Source organism: Bacillus sp. AFS059628, from assembly GCF_002571225.1.
In the GTDB taxonomy this organism is placed as follows: Bacteria; Bacillota; Bacilli; order Bacillales; family Bacillaceae_G; genus Bacillus_A.
In genome coordinates this window covers 17,498-35,948 of record NZ_NVEC01000028.1, presented here as the reverse complement: position 1 = coordinate 35,948, position 18,451 = coordinate 17,498, and the positions used below count along the sequence as shown (strand labels likewise).

The window sequence follows — 18,451 nt, the reverse complement described above, 5'->3', positions numbered from 1 at the left end:
ATTCCCCTTTGCATACGTAGTATGTTCCCAGCTTTATTTTCACAAAAAAAGAGACTGTTTACAATTTTACAGTCTCCAAACTAATCACTATTATAAACTCTCTATTTCTGTTGTATTTGTCTTTTCAATATGCTCTAAGTTACTCCCCTTATTTCTTGTCGCACGGTAAAACAGTAAACAAACAATCATAAAGGGAATACCACAATACAATGCCATTCTTTGTTCTGGAATAAAGGCCATACCAACAATTACCGTTACATTTAATACTAACGCAAGCAGTGGTACGAACGGATACAGCGGTGTTTTAAATTTCAAGTCTTTCACATCTCCGCCCTGCTTCACATATGACCTTCTAGCTAATAAGTTAGATAGAGCAATAGATGCCCAAACTAATATCGCTCCGAACCCGGCAATAGAAAGTAGCCATAAATAAACTGTATCTTCCGCATAAATACCTGATAGTAATGAAAGACAACCTACAATTGTACTTACAATCAACGCATAAATAGGAACACCATTTTTAGATAACTTACCAAAAATCGGACTAATCATTCCTTGATTAGACATAGACCATAGCATACGAGAAGTTGCATATAATCCTGAATTCGCAACGGATAATACTGCTGTAATAATAACGAAATTGATAATATCGGCTGCATAAGGAATACCAATTTTATCAAATACAACTACGAATGGACTTTCTATCACTCCTGCTTGTTGCCATGGGAATAATCCTGCAAGAATGAAAATAGATAATACAAAGAACACAAGTATACGCCAAACTGTATTATTAATTGCCTTCGGGATTGTTTTTTCTGGATTTTCACTCTCCCCAGCTGCAATACCAACCAGCTCTGTTCCTTGGAAGGAAAAATTAACAGCAATCATCGTAATTAAAATAGCGGATAATCCATTTGGAAACAACCCACCATAATCAGTAAAGCTAGAAAACATTGGTGCTGGTTCATTTCCTTTCATATCTAGAAAACCAAACATTGCTGCCCCGCCCAAAATAATAAATGCAATGATTGTAATGACTTTAATACTTGCAAACCAAAATTCAACTTCTGCAAAACTTCTTGAAGATAACGCATTAATAGCAAAAAGTAATGCCGCAAACACTACGCACCAAATCCAAGACGGTACATCAGGAAACCATCGTTTCATTAAAATACTAACTGCAATTAGTTCAATACCTATTGTAGCCGACCAGTTTAGCCACGACATCCATCCGACTACATAACCCGCTGCAGGGGAAATATGCTTCGTAGCATACGTTTGATAAGATCCTGCATCAGGCATCGCAACAGCTAATTCTCCGAGACAGAGCATCGTTAAATACATAACAAATCCTCCAACAAGATAAGCTACAATCGCTCCTCCAGGCCCAGCTTCATGAATTGTATACCCCGATCCTAAAAAAAGTCCGGTACCAATAACTCCTCCAAGTGCAATCATAAATATGTGTCTGCTTTTCAATTCCCTTTTTAATCCTTGGTTTTGATCCATCATACAAATCCCCCCTTTTCCCTTTGGAAACCCATTTCATGTAAGCGTTTTTAAAATTATTTATACGAAAAATAATTATTGAAAAGAGCAAAATACATAGTATTAATCACTACCTGTTATTAAAAGATCATCCCTCACTGTTATTAATAGCTTTTGATCAGCGATGGCTTGTCCTTCTACTACTTCTAATGATTCGATATACCCACTGATTCCTACCTTAATTTCTACTTTCTGTTTATCTATTGTTTCAATTAACGCTAATTTCTCCCATTCGTATACGTAGGAACTTTCCGTAACAAATAACTTCTCTACTTTCCCGTAACAAGGACTATACACGCCTTCTATAACCGTCTTCACTTTATAAACTCCTCCTTCTTATTAATTGGTACTGAAACGTTGCATATCCCTCCTTTAGAGATTTCAACTCTTATTTATGCAAAATGCGTACCAATCTTCAATTCCTACTTAAAATGAAGGTTCCTAACAAAAAAATCTTCATAACCGCAAAATTTTTCTATCATGTAAGAAGTTTTAAAAGAAAAATAGCAAAAAAATTTTGCGATTTTATAAGAATTTTAATAAAATTATAAAAAGTCAGTCTTCATAGGGTGAAATGAGGAGAAGGTAATCTATGCGTACAGAAGAAATTAATTTAAAACAGATCATTGAAATGAATATGCTATATGAAACTTTACTCAATGAGCTCGATATCGGGATTCATATTATTAATGAGGAAAGTAAAACGATTATCTACAACCGCAAAATGATGGAAATTGAATCAATGGAACGCTCAGATGTATTATATAAAAGTCCTTTAGAAGTATTTGCATTTGAAGAAAATAAAAATAGTACTCTTATAGAGGCATTAAAATTAGGAAAAACAAACAAAAATATAAAACAAACGTATTTTAACAATAAAGGGCAAGAAATTACAACGATTAATAATACTTTTCCTATAATAGAAAACGGAAAAATTAAAGGCGCTATTGAAATTTCAACAGAGATTAACCATTCCAAACAAACAATGAAAACAAGCCTTTCTCGAAAACAAAATAATAAGTTTACCTTTGATCACATAATCGGTGATTCTAGTGCTATTCAATCCATCATTACAGAAGCTAAAAGAGTCATTCGTACATCCTCCTCCATACTTATCGTAGGGGAAACAGGGACCGGTAAAGAACTATTTGCACAAAGTATCCATAACGAAAGTCAGCGTTCAGGCAAACCATTTATTTCACAAAACTGTGCCGCTATACCTGATACACTCATGGAAAGCTTATTATTTGGTACGAACCGAGGTGCATTTACAGGAGCTATCGATAAAGCTGGTTTATTTGAAGAAGCGAACGGAGGAACTTTGTTATTAGATGAGATCAACTCATTAAGTACAGCACTTCAAGCGAAGTTACTGCGAGCTATACAAGAAAAAACAATACGAAGAATCGGAGGCACACAAGAAAAAGAAATTGATGTTCGTATTATAGCAACTATTAATGAAGACCCTCTTGAAGCTATTACACACAATCGATTACGAGAAGACTTATATTATCGATTAAGCGTCGTTACTTTATATCTTCCGCCTTTACGTGAACGAAAAGAGGATATTCCGGCTCTTGTTCAGCACTTTATCGAAAAATACAACATTCAATTTGGACTTAGTGTAACAGATGTAGATGTGCATGTAAGAGAATTTTTGTATGTATATGATTGGCCTGGAAACGTAAGAGAATTGGAACATATCATTGAAGGTTCAATGAATTTAGTTGAAGATGAAAACATCATTACAGCGTTTCATCTTCCCACTCGCTTTCGCGAACGAATAAAAAAGGAATTCAATATGCAACCTCTCCTAACTAATAACGATACTGATACACCTAAAACGTTAAAACACACAATAGAAGAAATGGAAAAAAACTATATCACTCAAATTCTGAAAGAGTATCACGGTAATATTTCACAAGCTGCAAAGTTTTTGGGGTTAAGTAGGCAAAACTTACAATATCGAATTAAAAAACTGCATTTACACATATGAAATGAAACTTGAATGAGTCGATTACTAACTCTCACCTATTCGACTTTTATTGCTTATTCATATAGCAGAAATCTGCTTTAAAGTACAAATAAACATTTGGTAAAATATGCTATAATAAACATATAACATACTAGAAAGGAACGATATATATGAGTAATGATAACAAATTAAAATTATTACAATACTTAGCCTTCTTCCCTACCATTGTATGTATGATGTTACTAGTTGATATAAACGCCTATCCTTATGCAAAACTATTAGCAACAATTAGCGGCTCTTTTGCAGCTATTATGCTTGCTGGTTTTTGGAATTTGAAGATACGTATGAAGAAAGATCTTCTTAACTCCAAACCATAAAAAAAATCGAGCCTACACAGCTCGATTTTTTTATTACTATTAAAACTCAACATTCTCCAAATACAAACCACTCGCCTCAGCAAGGCAATTAATTTGATTGCGTTGTTTCGCCTCTAAAATGTGTGGAATTGCTTCTGCATCTAATTGTCCTAATCCAACTTCAATTAATGCTCCAACAATTTTTCGGACCATGTTATGAAGGAATCCGTTACCACTTACTCTAATTTGTACAAATCCTGCTTCTCCCATCACTTCAAGTGTATATACTTCTCGCACCATAGACTTTTTCTTTGATTTTGCATTTGAAAAGGCAGTAAAGTCATGTGAACCAACTAAATGTTTCGCAGCTTCTTTCATGCTTTTCACATTTAATTTTTTATTCACATGCATGCTATATTTACGCATAAATGGATTTGTGTGCTCTTCATTCCAAATTTTATACAGATATGTTTTTGCTTTAGAATTGTAACGAGCATGGAAGCGATCATGTACTTCTTCTACATTCGTAATACTAATATCATTAGGTAAATATTGATTTAAATATTTTTTGACTTTATGTTCCACTAACTTCTCATCACTTTGAAAGTTAGCAACTTGATTCAATGCATGTACACCAGCGTCTGTTCTACTACAACCGATAATTTCAATTTCTTTTCCGACCATTTCAGAGATGACACTTTCAATTTTCCCTTGAATCGTATTATCGTTATTACCGAGACGTTGCCATCCTTTAAAACGTGCACCGTCATACTGAATCGTTAATTTATAATTGTACATTTCATTCTCCTTCATAGAAAATATTCCCTCGAACCGTGAGGGAATATGAATATACTTTACTTTCTAACAAGCTTCACTACATTTTCTACATGAGCTGTATGCGGGAACATATCAACTGGTTGTATATATTCCACTTCATAGCTCTTCATTAATGCTTGTACATCACGAGCTAATGAAGAAGGATTACAAGACACGTAAACAACTTGTTTTGGCTTCACTTTTAAAATTGTTTCCAGTAATTTATCATCGCAACCTGTACGTGGTGGATCGACAACAATTACATCTGGACGCCATCCTTCTTTTACCCATTTCGGTAACCATTGTTCAGCTTTACCTGCTTCATATTTCGTATTTGTAAATCCGTGACGCTTCGCATTTTTTCTTGCATCTGCAATCGCTTCTGGAATTACATCCATACCACGTACTTCCGCTGCATCATTTGCAAGCCAAAGTCCGATTGTACCAACGCCACAATACGCATCTACAATTTTCTCATTGCCTGTTAAAGCAGCAGCTTTTTTCGCTTCATTGTATAAAACAACCGTTTGTTCTGGATTCAACTGGAAGAATGCACGTGCTGATAATTCAAATGATAAATCACCAAGCGTTTCTTGAATTACTTCTTTTCCAGCTAATTTAAATGTTTTATCACCGAAAATAACAGATGTTTTACGCCAGTTTACATTTTGCATAATTGATTTAACAGCTGGCATCTGTTTTTGTACTTCTGCGATAAATTGCTCTTTATTTGGCAATTCTTCTTTTGTTGTAATAAGTGTAACTTGTACTTCCCCTGTTTGCACTGCAGTACGTGTCACAATTGTACGTACTAAACCTTTTTGCTTTTTCTCATTATAAATAGAAACATTTAACTTTTCTAATATACGTCTTACAACTTTTGTCGCTTCATTCGTTGCTTTATGTTGAATCATACAATGAGCAATATCAATTAACTGATGTGAGTTTTGTTTATACAGCCCTGTAATAACCTTTTCGTCTTTACGCCCCACTTGTAGTTGACTCTTATTACGATAATGCCATGGATTTTCCATGCCAAGCGTCGGACGAATTTTCTCTTCCAAACCGTTGTTCATATACTTCTGGAATGCTTGTACAACGATATCACGCTTTTGATTTAGTTGTTCTTTATAATCTAAATGTTGCAATTGGCAACCGCCGCACTCTTCATATACCGGACATGGTGCTTTCACACGATGTGGTGAAGCTTTACGAACTTTTTTCACTTTCGCTTCAGCGAAACCACGCTGAATTTTCGTTGTTTCAGCAACAACTTCTTCTCCTGGTAATGCCCCTGGAATGAAAACAACTTGTCTCTTAAAATAACCAACGCCTTCTCCGTTAATCCCAAGACGTTTAATTGTCACAGGAAACGTTTGACCAACTTCCAACTTACTCTCATGTTGCTTTTGTATCATTATTACACCTCTACTCTATACTTTTCCATAAATATAACGCTGCATAACTGCAGTATGGTTCACACTCTTGTTTCACTTTTTCTAAAAATGCATCATCAGGTTTATCATCTAATTGAAATACACCTTGTACTGCACGCTGAATCCCAATGTCCGCTTTCGGAAACATATTTTTCCGTCCAAGCCCAAACATTAAAAAATTTTGCACTGTCCATGTACCAATCCCCCTAATTGGTAACAGTTGTGCTGAAACCTCTTCTTCCGCCCTGGTTTCTATACTCGCTAAATTTAATGTACCGCTGACAATACTTCTACCTAATCCTACTATATATTCAGCTTTTCGCTGACTAAACTTCTGCTCTCTCAATTCCTCTATTGAAATGTTTGCTACTCTTTCTGGAGTTGGGAAAAAGAATACGCCGTTCTTTTCTGTCCCATATCGTTTCACAAACTGTTCTGTTAACACAGTAGCAAATTTCAAATTTATTTGTTGATGAATGATACAGCGAAGAAGGCAAGCAAAATAATCAAATTCTAAAATAATTGGAGTATAAGCATATGTTTCAAATAGTGGACGTAATGATGTGTTTAAAAAATGATTTTGTATATCTTGAAACGGTTCATTCCAATGAAAAATGGCCCTCATTCGTTTCATGACTTTCTCTGGATCTCCTGTCTGACTAGAAATCCAAAACTGTGGATTTTGAACAGTACCAATCCCTTGCAGGCGAACAACAATCTGTTCCTCGTCTATACAAATCGGGACATAAATAACTTTCTCATCTAATTGAATGACGTTAAGAGGATCAAAAGATAAACGTTTTAATACTTCTTCGAAATGATACGGATACTCTAACGTAACATGTTCGCTCCACATACGTTTCCCCATCCTTTTTACACATCATTATAGCATGAGAAAACCGCAAGCATACATGCTTACGGTTGATTGCTTTTTACTAAGTCATCTAGACTTTTAAAATGATACCCTTTCTCGCGCAAATCATCAATGATTTTCGCAAGTGCTTCTGCATTATCTTTTGATATTGCATGAAGTAATAAAATAGATCCTGGATGAATCATCGTCATAACATTATTATGGGCATATTGCCACCCTCTTTGCTCATCCACTTTCCAATCCAAAAATGCAAGTGACCAAAATACATTATAGTAGCCCATTTCTTTCGTAAGAGCTAACGTTCTTTCACTAAATACGCCGCGCGGAGGACGTACATATTTCACTTCTTTTTGCCCGGTTACTTTCTTAATTTCTTCCGTTACACTCGTTAATTCTTGACGAAGTTTCTCATCATTTACCGCTGTGAAATCAGGATGGCTCCACGAATGGTTTCCAATAATGTGTCCTTCATCTTTCATTCTTAACAATAAATCTTTTTGTGTTTTAATGTAATGCCCCGTTACAAAGAAAGTTGCTGGTACTTTTTTTTCTTTTAATACGTCTAAGATTTTTCCTGTGTATCCATTCTCATAACCATTATCAAATGTTAAATAAATATCCTTTTTCTTCGTATCCCCTAAATAAAAACCACCATTTTTCTGTAGCAAATCTGTATATAACTTTCCTGCATCTGGTACTGTTTCATTTTTAGGGCGCGGGATTCCCCAGTTATGTGGAGTATTTGTATAAGCTAGTGCCGAAACTGGAACAAGTGCCATCATAATTGAAAAAATGAGACCGATATATAACCATTTATGTTTCATAAATAGTCTCCTTTCCATATATAATCGTACTCGTAGTTTCTGTTGCTACGCATTCTTTCATGCTGAACATGTTTTTCTATATATACCAAAAAAATGCATCTCGAATCGCTCGAGATGCATTTTTGTTTACTTAAATACTGGCTCTTTAAAGCTAGCTAATTTTTCAAGTGATGTTTTATCAACATCTGCATGTAAGCTATTACCGTGAGAATCCATTGTTACAACTGCTTTAAATCCATCGATACGTAAATGCCACATTGCCTCTGGAATACCAAATTGTAAGAAATCAACATCTTTCACTTCTTTAATACATTCAGCATAATATTGCGCTGCACCACCGATTGCGTTTAAATATACACCACCGTGTTCTTCTAAAGCTGCTAATGTTTTCGCACCCATGCCGCCTTTTCCAATGACAGCTCTAATACCGAATTTCTTCATAATATCACCTTGGTACGGTTCTTCACGAATACTTGTCGTTGGACCTGCCGCTTTAATTTGCCAATTGTCATTTTCATCTTTCACAACAACTGGACCACAGTGGTAAATAATTTGTCCATTTAAATCTACTGGACAATCGTTATCCATTAAATGCTTATGAATTGCGTCACGACCTGTATACATCATGCCATTAATTGTTACAACATCACCAACGCGAAGTTCACGAATTTGCTCTTCTGTAATTGGCGCTTGTAATACAATTTCACGCTGCTCTGTTTTTTCTTGTACTTCTTGCTCCAGTGTATCTTCACCTTCTTGATATAACCAATCCATAATTTCACCTGTTTCAGGATGGATTGTTACACCAAGGCGACGGTATGCCCAGCAATTATACGCCACAGATACGTAGAAACTAGCTGGCAGACGGTTATACACGCCAATTTTACAGCCAAGTAAAGTTGTTTCTCCGCCAAATCCCATCGTACCAATACCAAGCTTATTCGCATTTTCTAATACGTACTCTTCAAGTTGTTGTAACTCTGGGATTGGATTGACATCATCCAATGTACGGAATAATTGATTTTTTGCTAATTCGTAACCTGATGTGCGGTCTCCCCCGATACCAACACCAATTACACCTGCACTACATCCTTGACCTTGTGCTTGATATACCGCATGAAGAAGACATTTACGAATCCCTTCTAAATCACGGCCAGCTCGTCCAAGTCCTTCTAGTTCACACGGTAAGCTATACTGAATATTTTTATTCTCACAGCCACCACCCTTTAGGATTAAACGTGCATCAATATAATTTTTTTCCCATTGTTCAAACTTAATAACCGGTGTACCTGGTCCTAAATTATTTCCACTGTTGTCTCCAAAAAGAGAATCAACAGAATTTGGACGAAGTTTACCATCTTTTGTCGCCCGCTCAAGCGCATTATAGATAGCTTCCTTCAACTTTAATTGATTCACACCAACTGGTGTATAAATTTTAAACGTTGGCATCCCTGTATCTTGGCAAATTGGCGAGATGTTATCATCAGCCATTTTAATATTATTTGTAATTGTGCCAAGTGCCATCGCAGAACGAGTCCCTGCATTTTCTCGCTCTTTCGCTTGTTGAATCGCACGACGAACATCTTTCGGTAAGTTCGTTGACGTTTCAACAATTAGTTGATACATGCTTTCTTGAAGCTTTTCCATTGTTACTTCCCCCTCAATTGTGAACGCTACCAAAACGTTATGAGCTGAAATTTCCACTATTATGCTCTGCAGCTTTTTATTTGTTTCACGCTATTCAAGCATACATGAAATTTTTCACAACTTGATTATACCTCTTTTTCTATCGTCCTTCTATTATCCGCACAGAAAAAGGCTACCAAATTGGAATTGGCAGCCTTTTTAATATATTATTCGTCTTTTTTAAATTGCTCACATTTTAATTCTAATTCATCTAGCATTGCAAGAAGACGATCTACATCTTCTAATTCTACTTCTTCAGGTTCAATTGTATCAATTACTTCAATGAACATATTTAAACGTTCTTTTAAATATACTAATTGTGTGTCTTTATCTTGAATTGCTTTTCCCATGAAGGCACTCTCCTTTTAATTCGAGTTGCTTTTATTATACCGCAAAAATGATTGCTATGGGTATGTAAATTCATCAATATTGTCACAGTCATCCATTTAAATGTAAGCCCTCTCTCTTTTTTCAAAAAAAGTTTCACTTTATAAAAAGCGCATATTCTTCTATTATAGAGGATGGACAAATTGTTATTTCAATAGTCAAAGGAGTATTTCATATGACGATATCACAAAAAATGAAGCCGATTACTCCTTCTTACGATCCATGGGAAGCGTATATGGACCTTGAAGAGTACGGCAAACTACTATTAACAAATGTTGAGTTTACAACAACGACGTTATGCAATATGCGCTGTGAGCATTGCGCTGTTGGTTACACGTTACAGCCGAAAGACCCGAATCCGCTTCCGATGGATCTTTTATTAAAACGATTAGATGAGATTCCTCATTTACGTTCTTTAAGTATTACTGGCGGAGAACCTATGCTTTCAAAAAAATCCGTCGACAACTATGTAACACCACTCTTAAAATACGCCCACGAACGAGGTGTTCGCACTCAAATCAACTCAAACTTAACTATAGATTTAGCACGTTACGAACAAATTATTCCCTATTTAGACGTATTGCATATATCTCATAACTGGGGAACAATTGACGACTTCGTTGAAGGCGGATTTGCAATGATGGAGCGTAAACCTACGTATGAACAGCGTGCAAAATTATTTGAACGTATGATCACAAATAGTAAAGCTCTATCAGATGCAGGTGTACTCGTATCAGCCGAAACGATGTTGAATAAACGAACTCTACCACACATTGAGCATATTCATCGTCAAATCGTTGATGAAATGGGATGTAAACGTCATGAGGTTCACCCAATGTATCCAAGTGACTTCGCGAGTAATCTAGAGATTTTAACAAAAGCTGAGATTCGTGATGCAATTGAGCATTTACTAGAAATTCGCGATGAAAATGTATGGATGTTATTTGGAACTTTACCTTTCTATGCTTGTAGCGATGATGAGCGAGACATTGCCACATTTAAAAAATTACAAGAGAGTAAAAATGTAACTGTTCGTAACGATCCAGATGGCCGTTCTCGTTTAAATGTAAATATTTTTGATGGAAATATTATTGTAACGGACTTTGGTGATGTTCCACTTCTAGGTAACATTCAAACAAATACGTTACAAGAAGCGTATGAAAAATGGAGCGCTTCAAAAACAGCAAAATCATTAAGCTGTCATTGTCCTGCAGTAAAATGTCTTGGACCGAATATTCTTGTAAAAAACAGCTACTATCCAACCGAAGATTTCTTATCAAAAACAGCAAATATTACATTATAAAAAAACGTCAGCTTATAAGCTGACGTTTTTTATCTTATTGTGAATGAGAAGAAGAAATGAATTTAAAATATAAATGATCATGAATTGGGATAGCGGCTCCAATTCCTTGAGAAGTAATATTTTTTACAACAAGCCTTTTTTGATTTCCTTTTAATACGAGGTATACTTCTCCAAATGTTACTTTTCCTTTTTCATTTACTGCTGGTGTATAAGCATATAAATATCCAAGTTGACTCGGACTAATATTATACACACGCTCATGCCCTGTACCATAACCAATAGTCGTTTTAAATGAAAGCGGCAATTGTACTTTTTCAAGTGCTTTGAGAAGCATCATTTTCTTCACATCTGCAGCATCTTTCATATCTGCTGTTAAATCGCCTTCAACCGTCTTTTGTGTTTCTTGCTTATAGCGTAGTGGATATAGGCGATCTCCTCCGCGATTATCGTACACATTGCGATTTACTTGTTTATATTCCCAATTAACCGATGTATCAATCGATTCATAATGTAAAGCCCATTGCCCTAAATAAATCTTTGCTCGGTACCCTACCGCAAGTGGCGCATTCGAAATTGTTGTTTCATTAAACATTCGAATTAAGTCCGGATTTTCAATTTTAATATTTGCTGTTTTTAATAATTCTTGAGCAAACTTACTCGGCTGTAAACGCGGTAAATCTTGCGCATCATTTGGAAACGTATTGTCTTTAGAAATATTTAAAACAGATGAAGGCATTTTTGTTTCTACTGTTGTCTTTGCAAAGCCACTGTTAGGAAATAATAAAATAAACGAGACCATAGTTGAAAGACATATGCTGTATACTCGTTTCACCTGTCTGGCTCCTTCCTACATAAAGGTATATATACTACTTCGTTTATTGTTTTCTCTGAGCACAATTGTTATGCCTATTTTTCATAATAAATAAAAACCAATTCCCATAATGACATACGCAGCTAATAAAGTACCGCCTTCAAACCAGTTTGTATCTCCATCATTTGAAATCGCAATCGTTAAGAAAACAGCTGTAATCATAGAAACAAGTTCTGGTATTGTAAATACTAAAGGCATTCTTTGCGTGAAAAACATAGAAAGCAGTACTAATACAGGAGCAACAAACATGGCAATTTGTAATGTAGAACCTATCGCAATCTCAACTGCAATATTTACTTTATTTTTATACGCCATAATAATTGCAGATGCATGTTCTGCTGCATTCCCAACAATTGCAACGATAATAACACCTATAAACAATTCTGACCAACCAAATGATTTTGCAACTGTCTCAAATGTATGCACGAGCGCCTCTGACACATACGCTACCGCAATTGTCGCTATTGCTAAAATGAGTAGTGCTTTCCCTTTTGACCACTCTGGTTCTTCCTCATGAGCGACTTCATCACTTTTATGCTGATATACACCGCGGTGTGTAACTAACTTAAATAGCAATGCAGCAAGGTACATAATAATCATAATAATTGAAACACCAATACTTAATTGATACGTCTTTCCAGCATCCATCTTCATTGAAAAAATCTCTGGGATAACAAAAGCTACTACTACAGCAAAGATTAATAAAGCCGAATTATGCCTTGCATCATATACATTAAAACTTTGTCTTTTATATTTAAGCCCCCCTACAAAAAAGGAAAGCCCTCCTACTAATAATAAATTTCCAAGTACAGAACCCGTTAAAGAAGCTAACACAACTTCAATTAATCCTGCCTGAAGTGCAAAAATCGAAATGATTAGTTCAACAGCATTACCGAAAGTAGCATTTAATAATCCGCCTATTCTAGGCCCCGATACAATCGCCAAACTTTCTGTCGCTCTCCCCATAAAACCCGCTAGTGCGATAATCGTAATGCAATATACAGCGAACATAATTGTTTGAGGCCAATGAAGCGTTTTTCCAAGTACAGAAAGTGGTACCCCGATTAGCGCTACTATAAGAAAAATTTTATTAAACATGCTTTTCATCCTTCCATCGTATGTATTTCTCCTCGATATTATTATTATTCTTCTCCTAACTTGTCCAATTTCATCACAATTACGTTTAAAAAATCGTGTTGATGAAAAGAGTATGAAAGATACTTCATTTTATTTAGACGAGGAAAATTACAAATTATGAAAAGAGGTTAAAAACATGCATTTAAAAGAAAAAATCGCAACCATTATTCAAGGCCAACGCACTGGTGTATTATCTACAGTACGTAACGATAAGCCACATAGTGCCTTTATGATGTTTTTCCATGAGGATTTTGTACTATATGTTGCAACAGATCGAAAATCAAAAAAGATAACAGATATTGAAAACAATCCAAATGTACATGTACTACTTGGCCGTGAAGGAAAAAAATTAGATGAAGATTATATTGAAATGGAAGGCTTAGCCTCTATCGAGGAAGACTCCACATTAAAAAACAAGTTTTGGAATAATAGCTTAAAACGTTGGTTGCTCGGTCCTGAAGACCCTAATTACGTATTAATAAAAATCAATCCTGACACAATTTATTACATCGATGGTGCTGGTACGACGGAGCCCGAGTTTTTACGACTATAAAATAAAACAAGCCCCCTTTAGGTGGGCTTGTTTTGTCGAAAAGTTCTTCTGAAAAAAACAATAAAATAGGTAGAACTTTCTAAAGATTCTGTTATATAATAACAGTAACTTAAATAAACTGTATTAAAACAGATTGAGAGGAGAAATAAAATTGATGAAAAGAGAAGAACGCAAAAACATGATTGAGTTTATTGAAAAGAAAAAAGGGATTGAACGTGACGAATTATTGTTTATGACGGATGATGAAGTAGAACATATTTATAATGTAACGTACTTTCTATATGAAGAAATTGCAGAGTAGTATAATAATCCCCACCTTATTAAAAATATAAGGTGGGGATTATTTCGTTATTAATACATGAGAATGATTTTCATGTATAATAATGTAAGATTGGAGGAATTTTACTATGAGTTCGTGGCTCTTATTCGCACTATTATCAGCAATTGCTGCTGCCCTTGTATCTATTTTTGGAAAGATTGGTTTAGATGGAATCGATGCCAACGTCGCGACAACGGTTCGTTCTATTATTATGGCATTATTTATGGTAGGCGTTATCATTATACAAGGTAAATTTCAAAATATTGGTGACGTACTGCTAAATAAAAAAGCACTGCTCTTTATCACATTAAGTGGAGTTGCAGGTGCTTCGTCATGGCTATTTTACTTTCTTGCCCTCAAAACAGGGAAAGTTTCACAAGTGGCTCCTGTTGATAAATTAAGCGTCGTATTTTCTATCATTCTCGCGATGATCATACTCGGTGAGAAGTTAAACTTTATGACTGGCATTGGTGTTGTCTTTATTACAGCTGGTGTACTATTTATCGCTTTCAGCTAAAAAAACCGCTAGTAGCGGTTTTTCTTTTTCTTTATGTAAAACCATACGACACATGTAACAACTACCGAAATGGATAAAACCCATATTCCATAATGATGTAAACTATACTCAACGAAACGCCACTTCTCTCCTAACTTCCAGCCGAGTCCAATAAAAATACTTATCCAAATAAGTGCACCACCGTAAGCGTATAAACAAAAACGCCAAAGCGTTAAATTCGACATCCCTGCAAAATATGCTGTTAAATGACGTACTCCTGGGATAAAGTAACCAATCATTAAAAGAAATGGTCCATATTTTTCAAATAAAATATGTGTTTTTTCAATGTGATGTTCTTTAATTCTAATTTTTGGTCCATATTTCTTTAAAACAGGGAGTCCAAGTTTTAAACCTAGTATGTAACTTAATGTAATACCTAACATCGCACCAGCCATCCCACTTAAAAACGCAGCAGTTCCTGACATAACACCTTTTGAAATGTTATAACCAACGAAGGTCAATAAAAACTCGTCTGGTATTGGTAATCCAACAATCCCACCAGCTAAAGCTATAATAATTCCAAAATACCCATAATGCGCGATTAACTCGCCAATATGTTGTTCCATTCGGAAGACACATCCTATGCACAATCGTTATTCCACATTGTGCCCTTTCTATCTTTCAGACAAACATGGTATACGTATTCACTATACATTGTTTTTATAATGAACTCTACTTCTATCCATCCCTTTAGCGAGAAGAAAGTAAACAATTAATCAGTAGAGATTTATTCATTCTCACTAATCTTTAGCACACATCAATCATGCGCCCATACTTCACCCACTTCCCTTGTATTTACCGATTTTTAAAGTGCTAGTCTTACTATCCACAAATAGCAGGATTAAAAAATAAAAATTCATATGCTTGTTTTTTTGTTACAATAAAGGAAAGTTACTTTTCGCAACGGTTTAACTCTCAGGAAAAATGATATACCTAGCAAAAACATAGTTTGGTCGATATAATGCAACTTCTACCTATTAAAAGAACATGCACCCTTTACATACAACATCATTTTTCTAAATTATACAGGGGGAACGAACATGACCATTGAAAATCAATTTATCCAAAAAGTTTACTATAAAACATTTTTAACAGAAGAAACTTCTACTCCAGTATCAGAAGTACTCGGTGAAGCATATATAAATGAATCTACCAATGAATTCTCCAACATTTCTAATATCCGCTTTGCTCAAGGTGAATTGTATTACCAAAATAAAGACTTTGAAGCAGCAATATTTAAATGGGAGAAAGTAAATAACGAACTGGCACTTTGGGCAACCAAAAACATTGCAGATTCTTATTTTGAACTAGGATTCTTGCCAAAGGCAGAAGAAATATATCAATCTATCCAAACGGAAGATACAACTCTTACAATGGAAGTTTCCTTACAACTTCTTTCTCTTTACATCGAACAAGATCGTTTAGGTCTAGCATTTAAGACGATTAGTGAGGCTGTTGCATTCCAACCCGACTATCCAAATATTACTTCCATTGCTCGCTCATTCTATGAAAAACAAGCAGATTGGAATAATGCCATTGAACTTGCCGTTCAAGAAGGAATTCGAACAAAATCATTACACTGGTTCGACACTTTAATCAATTATGTGAATCAAGGATTTACGAAACAAATTAAACCAGAATATTTCTATGAATCTTTAAAAGCTCTATATACAATTGATCAAGTCCAATTTAAAGAACTTGTTATTGCTCTTTGGAACAGCTATCAAAATGAAACATTACATCTATCTTGGATTCAAACAATAAATCATTTATTCTTACATATTGAAACAGACAACAATGACGATTGGCATGAAATTGTTGAACGCTACCAAGATACGTACTTTGAATTAATTACTGGTGAACATTTCATGCATGAAATGCAAGGCCTTGTACCAGACTTATTAACAAATTGGTTTAGTTTAACGAAAGCAAAAGATGCCCTATTTGTCTCTGCTGCAGTATTAGCGTGGAATGAAGTCTCACCTACAACGTTAGAGTCATTACTCGTAAAAAGTGCAGGAGCCCTCCTCTCTAATTCAACAGCTGAAACAAATGTAAATATGGAAACCGTTTCTCATTTATTCCAAACAATTGCTGTATGGGCTGAAAAAAATGATGTAGATTTAAGTCATCAATTTACCTTACTCGTTCATGAACTATGTGATTTAAATGTTACACAATTGCTAATAGCAGGAACTAGTGACCATGATAAATCATCATTCGTCAATTCAATATTAGGAGAGAACATCTTAACTGAGACTGTAACAACTCCTATTCTATTTAAAGATGATAGCCACACTGAAATAACAGAATTCACTGCGTTAGATGTACACAATATACCGAATTTTGATGAATTCCATCAAATAATGGCTACACCTTCCGAGTCAGAACTTGAGAAAAAATGTATAGAAATTAAGTTACCAAGTAGATTTTTAAGAAAAAATAAGTTTGCATTCCTTGTTACGCCATCTGTTCAAGGGCAAGTGGATACAAATAGTGCATATTTTGAATACTTACAAGCAGCGGATAGCCTTATTTACGTATTAAATTCGGCTTCACCATTACACGGTGAAGAGCTTGATACATTGCTTTATTTACGTGAGCAAGTACCAAACTTACAAATTCATTTCGTATTACACACAAATAGTGCGAACAATAATGAAAAACTAATGAGTAAGATGAAAGTCCATTTCCCAAATGCACAGTTCTTCCCATACTCTCCTTCACAAGAGAGTAGTCAACAACTCGGAGATGTGACAGAGTCTATTCTTTCTAATCTAGCAGGGCGCGACATAGAGCAAGAACGTATAGAAAAACTAATATGGTTTACTCAAAAGACAATCGCATACCTTGTAAATGAACGTGTCGAATTAGAAAATACATTAGTGAAATCAGTACGCTGGAATAAACATATCTCAGTAAAACTAAACGGATTTATTAACAATCTTACTGCACTTGAAAAAGATAAAATTCGTTCTATTACAGAATCTTATCTTTTAACGAAAGAAGAAATCACACGAGACATCCACTCTCAAATCCCAGAATTATTACAGAGCTGTTCTGACCTTGTTCAAGAAGATAGTGATTTCAAATTAGTGCATGAAGAATTAAATGCTGCGATGAACGAACGAATCCAAAAACATGTACAGCAAGTGCTTCTTCCTAAATTTACTGGTTTTATTCAAGAGTGGATTGAAACAGCGCATAATGAATTTATTCAAGCTCAATCTTATTTAGATGAAATGAGCGAAACGTTTAATAAATTATATAAAGAAGAACGTATGAAACTTCCTTGCGATTTCAAATTACTAGATGATTGGAATCGAGATGTGGTACGTATGACAAATAGAATTACAGTATCGAACATCAATATTTTATTGCGCTTTACACCGACACAATTTTTCTTAAAGAGTGCGGGAAAACTATTTGGTAACATGCAAAAAAATCAATCTATGCTCGCAAACAAATATAAACAATATATTGAAACGGAAGATTATACGGAAATTGCTCAAACAATCTCAAAACAATTCTTCCTTCAATTTGAAGTATTTGAAGGTGCATTAGAACGAGATATCATGATGTTCTTTAAAGATCCACTTAGCATATTGAAACAAAATGTCGAAGCTGCCCAACTTGAAATACAAGAGGACGAGCAAACATTAGCAACGTTAAGAAGCAACCCAGAAACTTACCACGATCCGTTAGCATTCTTTAAACTACAACTATTGCAGCACAAATTCGTTTTAAGCACGAACAAAAACAATGAAAACGTCTATGAATTTAATGAGTCGCCAACGATTTAATATAAAA

General features: G+C 35.0%; 18 protein-coding genes. 7 read left to right on the top strand and 11 right to left on the bottom strand.

The window, feature by feature from the left end:
- Window positions 1-90: 90 nt before the first annotated feature.
- Window positions 91-1,512, bottom strand: a complete 1,422-nt coding sequence (locus COL05_RS10735) for an amino acid permease (RefSeq protein WP_098668597.1) — start codon at window positions 1,510-1,512, stop codon at window positions 91-93.
- 99 nt (window positions 1,513-1,611) lie between these two features.
- Window positions 1,612-1,866, bottom strand: a complete 255-nt coding sequence (locus COL05_RS10730; protein ID WP_000859494.1) for a biotin/lipoyl attachment domain-containing protein — start codon at window positions 1,864-1,866, stop codon at window positions 1,612-1,614.
- Window positions 1,867-2,140: 274 nt separating this feature from the next.
- On the opposite strand from COL05_RS10730, the gene COL05_RS10725 reads away from it, so the two are divergent.
- Window positions 2,141-3,544: a sigma-54 interaction domain-containing protein gene (locus tag COL05_RS10725; protein WP_098668596.1), complete on the top strand. Its 1,404-nt coding sequence runs from the start codon at window positions 2,141-2,143 to the stop codon at window positions 3,542-3,544.
- A 149-nt stretch (window positions 3,545-3,693) separates the two neighbouring features.
- Window positions 3,694-3,900 carry a hypothetical protein gene (locus COL05_RS10720; protein ID WP_098668595.1) on the top strand — a complete coding sequence of 69 codons (207 nt, stop codon included), beginning with the start codon at window positions 3,694-3,696 and terminating at the stop codon, window positions 3,898-3,900.
- Between the two features lie 39 nt (window positions 3,901-3,939).
- On the opposite strand, the gene truA is transcribed toward COL05_RS10720, so the two are convergent.
- The 6 genes from truA to COL05_RS10690 all read right to left on the bottom strand — a co-directional run bounded on the left by truA (window position 3,940) and on the right by COL05_RS10690 (window position 9,865).
- Complete coding sequence (gene truA, locus COL05_RS10715) at window positions 3,940-4,677, bottom strand: tRNA pseudouridine(38-40) synthase TruA (RefSeq protein WP_098668620.1); 738 nt, start codon at window positions 4,675-4,677, stop codon at window positions 3,940-3,942.
- A 56-nt stretch (window positions 4,678-4,733) separates the two neighbouring features.
- The gene (rlmD, locus tag COL05_RS10710) at window positions 4,734-6,113 is read right to left on the bottom strand and encodes a 23S rRNA (uracil(1939)-C(5))-methyltransferase RlmD (RefSeq protein ID WP_042513296.1); all 1,380 of its coding nucleotides are present in this window, start codon (window positions 6,111-6,113) and stop codon (window positions 4,734-4,736) included.
- Window positions 6,114-6,123: 10 nt separating this feature from the next.
- A complete protein-coding gene (locus COL05_RS10705) occupies window positions 6,124-6,987 on the bottom strand; it encodes a DNA-3-methyladenine glycosylase family protein (RefSeq protein WP_098668594.1) in 864 nt (287 codons plus the stop codon).
- Window positions 6,988-7,046: 59 nt separating this feature from the next.
- The gene (gene pdaA / locus COL05_RS10700; RefSeq protein ID WP_098320112.1) at window positions 7,047-7,829 is read right to left on the bottom strand and encodes a delta-lactam-biosynthetic de-N-acetylase; all 783 of its coding nucleotides are present in this window, start codon (window positions 7,827-7,829) and stop codon (window positions 7,047-7,049) included.
- A 126-nt stretch (window positions 7,830-7,955) separates the two neighbouring features.
- Window positions 7,956-9,476, bottom strand: a complete 1,521-nt coding sequence (gene fumA / locus COL05_RS10695) for a class I fumarate hydratase (protein WP_098668593.1) — start codon at window positions 9,474-9,476, stop codon at window positions 7,956-7,958.
- A gap of 206 nt (window positions 9,477-9,682) precedes the next feature.
- Window positions 9,683-9,865: an SE1561 family protein gene (locus COL05_RS10690; protein WP_000513558.1), complete on the bottom strand. Its 183-nt coding sequence runs from the start codon at window positions 9,863-9,865 to the stop codon at window positions 9,683-9,685.
- Between the two features lie 212 nt (window positions 9,866-10,077).
- On the opposite strand from COL05_RS10690, the gene yfkAB reads away from it, so the two are divergent.
- Entirely contained in the window at window positions 10,078-11,205 is a 1,128-nt protein-coding gene (gene yfkAB / locus COL05_RS10685) for a radical SAM/CxCxxxxC motif protein YfkAB (protein WP_098668592.1), read from the top strand.
- A gap of 34 nt (window positions 11,206-11,239) precedes the next feature.
- Here the strand turns inward: yfkAB and COL05_RS10680 are convergent, their stop codons facing one another.
- The gene (locus COL05_RS10680; protein ID WP_001992424.1) at window positions 11,240-12,037 is read right to left on the bottom strand and encodes a YfkD famly protein; all 798 of its coding nucleotides are present in this window, start codon (window positions 12,035-12,037) and stop codon (window positions 11,240-11,242) included.
- Window positions 12,038-12,118: 81 nt separating this feature from the next.
- The gene (cax, locus tag COL05_RS10675; RefSeq protein WP_000482144.1) at window positions 12,119-13,174 is read right to left on the bottom strand and encodes a calcium/proton exchanger; all 1,056 of its coding nucleotides are present in this window, start codon (window positions 13,172-13,174) and stop codon (window positions 12,119-12,121) included.
- A 175-nt stretch (window positions 13,175-13,349) separates the two neighbouring features.
- On the opposite strand from cax, the gene COL05_RS10670 reads away from it, so the two are divergent.
- The 3 genes from COL05_RS10670 to COL05_RS10660 all read left to right on the top strand — a co-directional run bounded on the left by COL05_RS10670 (window position 13,350) and on the right by COL05_RS10660 (window position 14,602).
- Entirely contained in the window at window positions 13,350-13,766 is a 417-nt protein-coding gene (locus tag COL05_RS10670) for a pyridoxamine 5'-phosphate oxidase family protein (protein WP_098668591.1), read from the top strand.
- Window positions 13,767-13,920: 154 nt separating this feature from the next.
- A complete protein-coding gene (locus COL05_RS10665; protein ID WP_000817786.1) occupies window positions 13,921-14,067 on the top strand; it encodes a BH0509 family protein in 147 nt (48 codons plus the stop codon).
- 106 nt (window positions 14,068-14,173) lie between these two features.
- Window positions 14,174-14,602: an EamA family transporter gene (locus tag COL05_RS10660; protein ID WP_000100306.1), complete on the top strand. Its 429-nt coding sequence runs from the start codon at window positions 14,174-14,176 to the stop codon at window positions 14,600-14,602.
- 8 nt (window positions 14,603-14,610) lie between these two features.
- Here COL05_RS10660 and COL05_RS10655 read toward each other — a convergent pair whose 3' ends face one another.
- Window positions 14,611-15,207 carry a DedA family protein gene (locus COL05_RS10655; protein ID WP_098668590.1) on the bottom strand — a complete coding sequence of 199 codons (597 nt, stop codon included), beginning with the start codon at window positions 15,205-15,207 and terminating at the stop codon, window positions 14,611-14,613.
- Window positions 15,208-15,681: 474 nt separating this feature from the next.
- Between COL05_RS10655 and COL05_RS10650 the strand changes: the two genes are divergently transcribed.
- A complete protein-coding gene (locus COL05_RS10650; RefSeq protein WP_098668589.1) occupies window positions 15,682-18,444 on the top strand; it encodes a tetratricopeptide repeat protein in 2,763 nt (920 codons plus the stop codon).
- The last annotated feature ends 7 nt before the right edge of the window (window positions 18,445-18,451 follow it).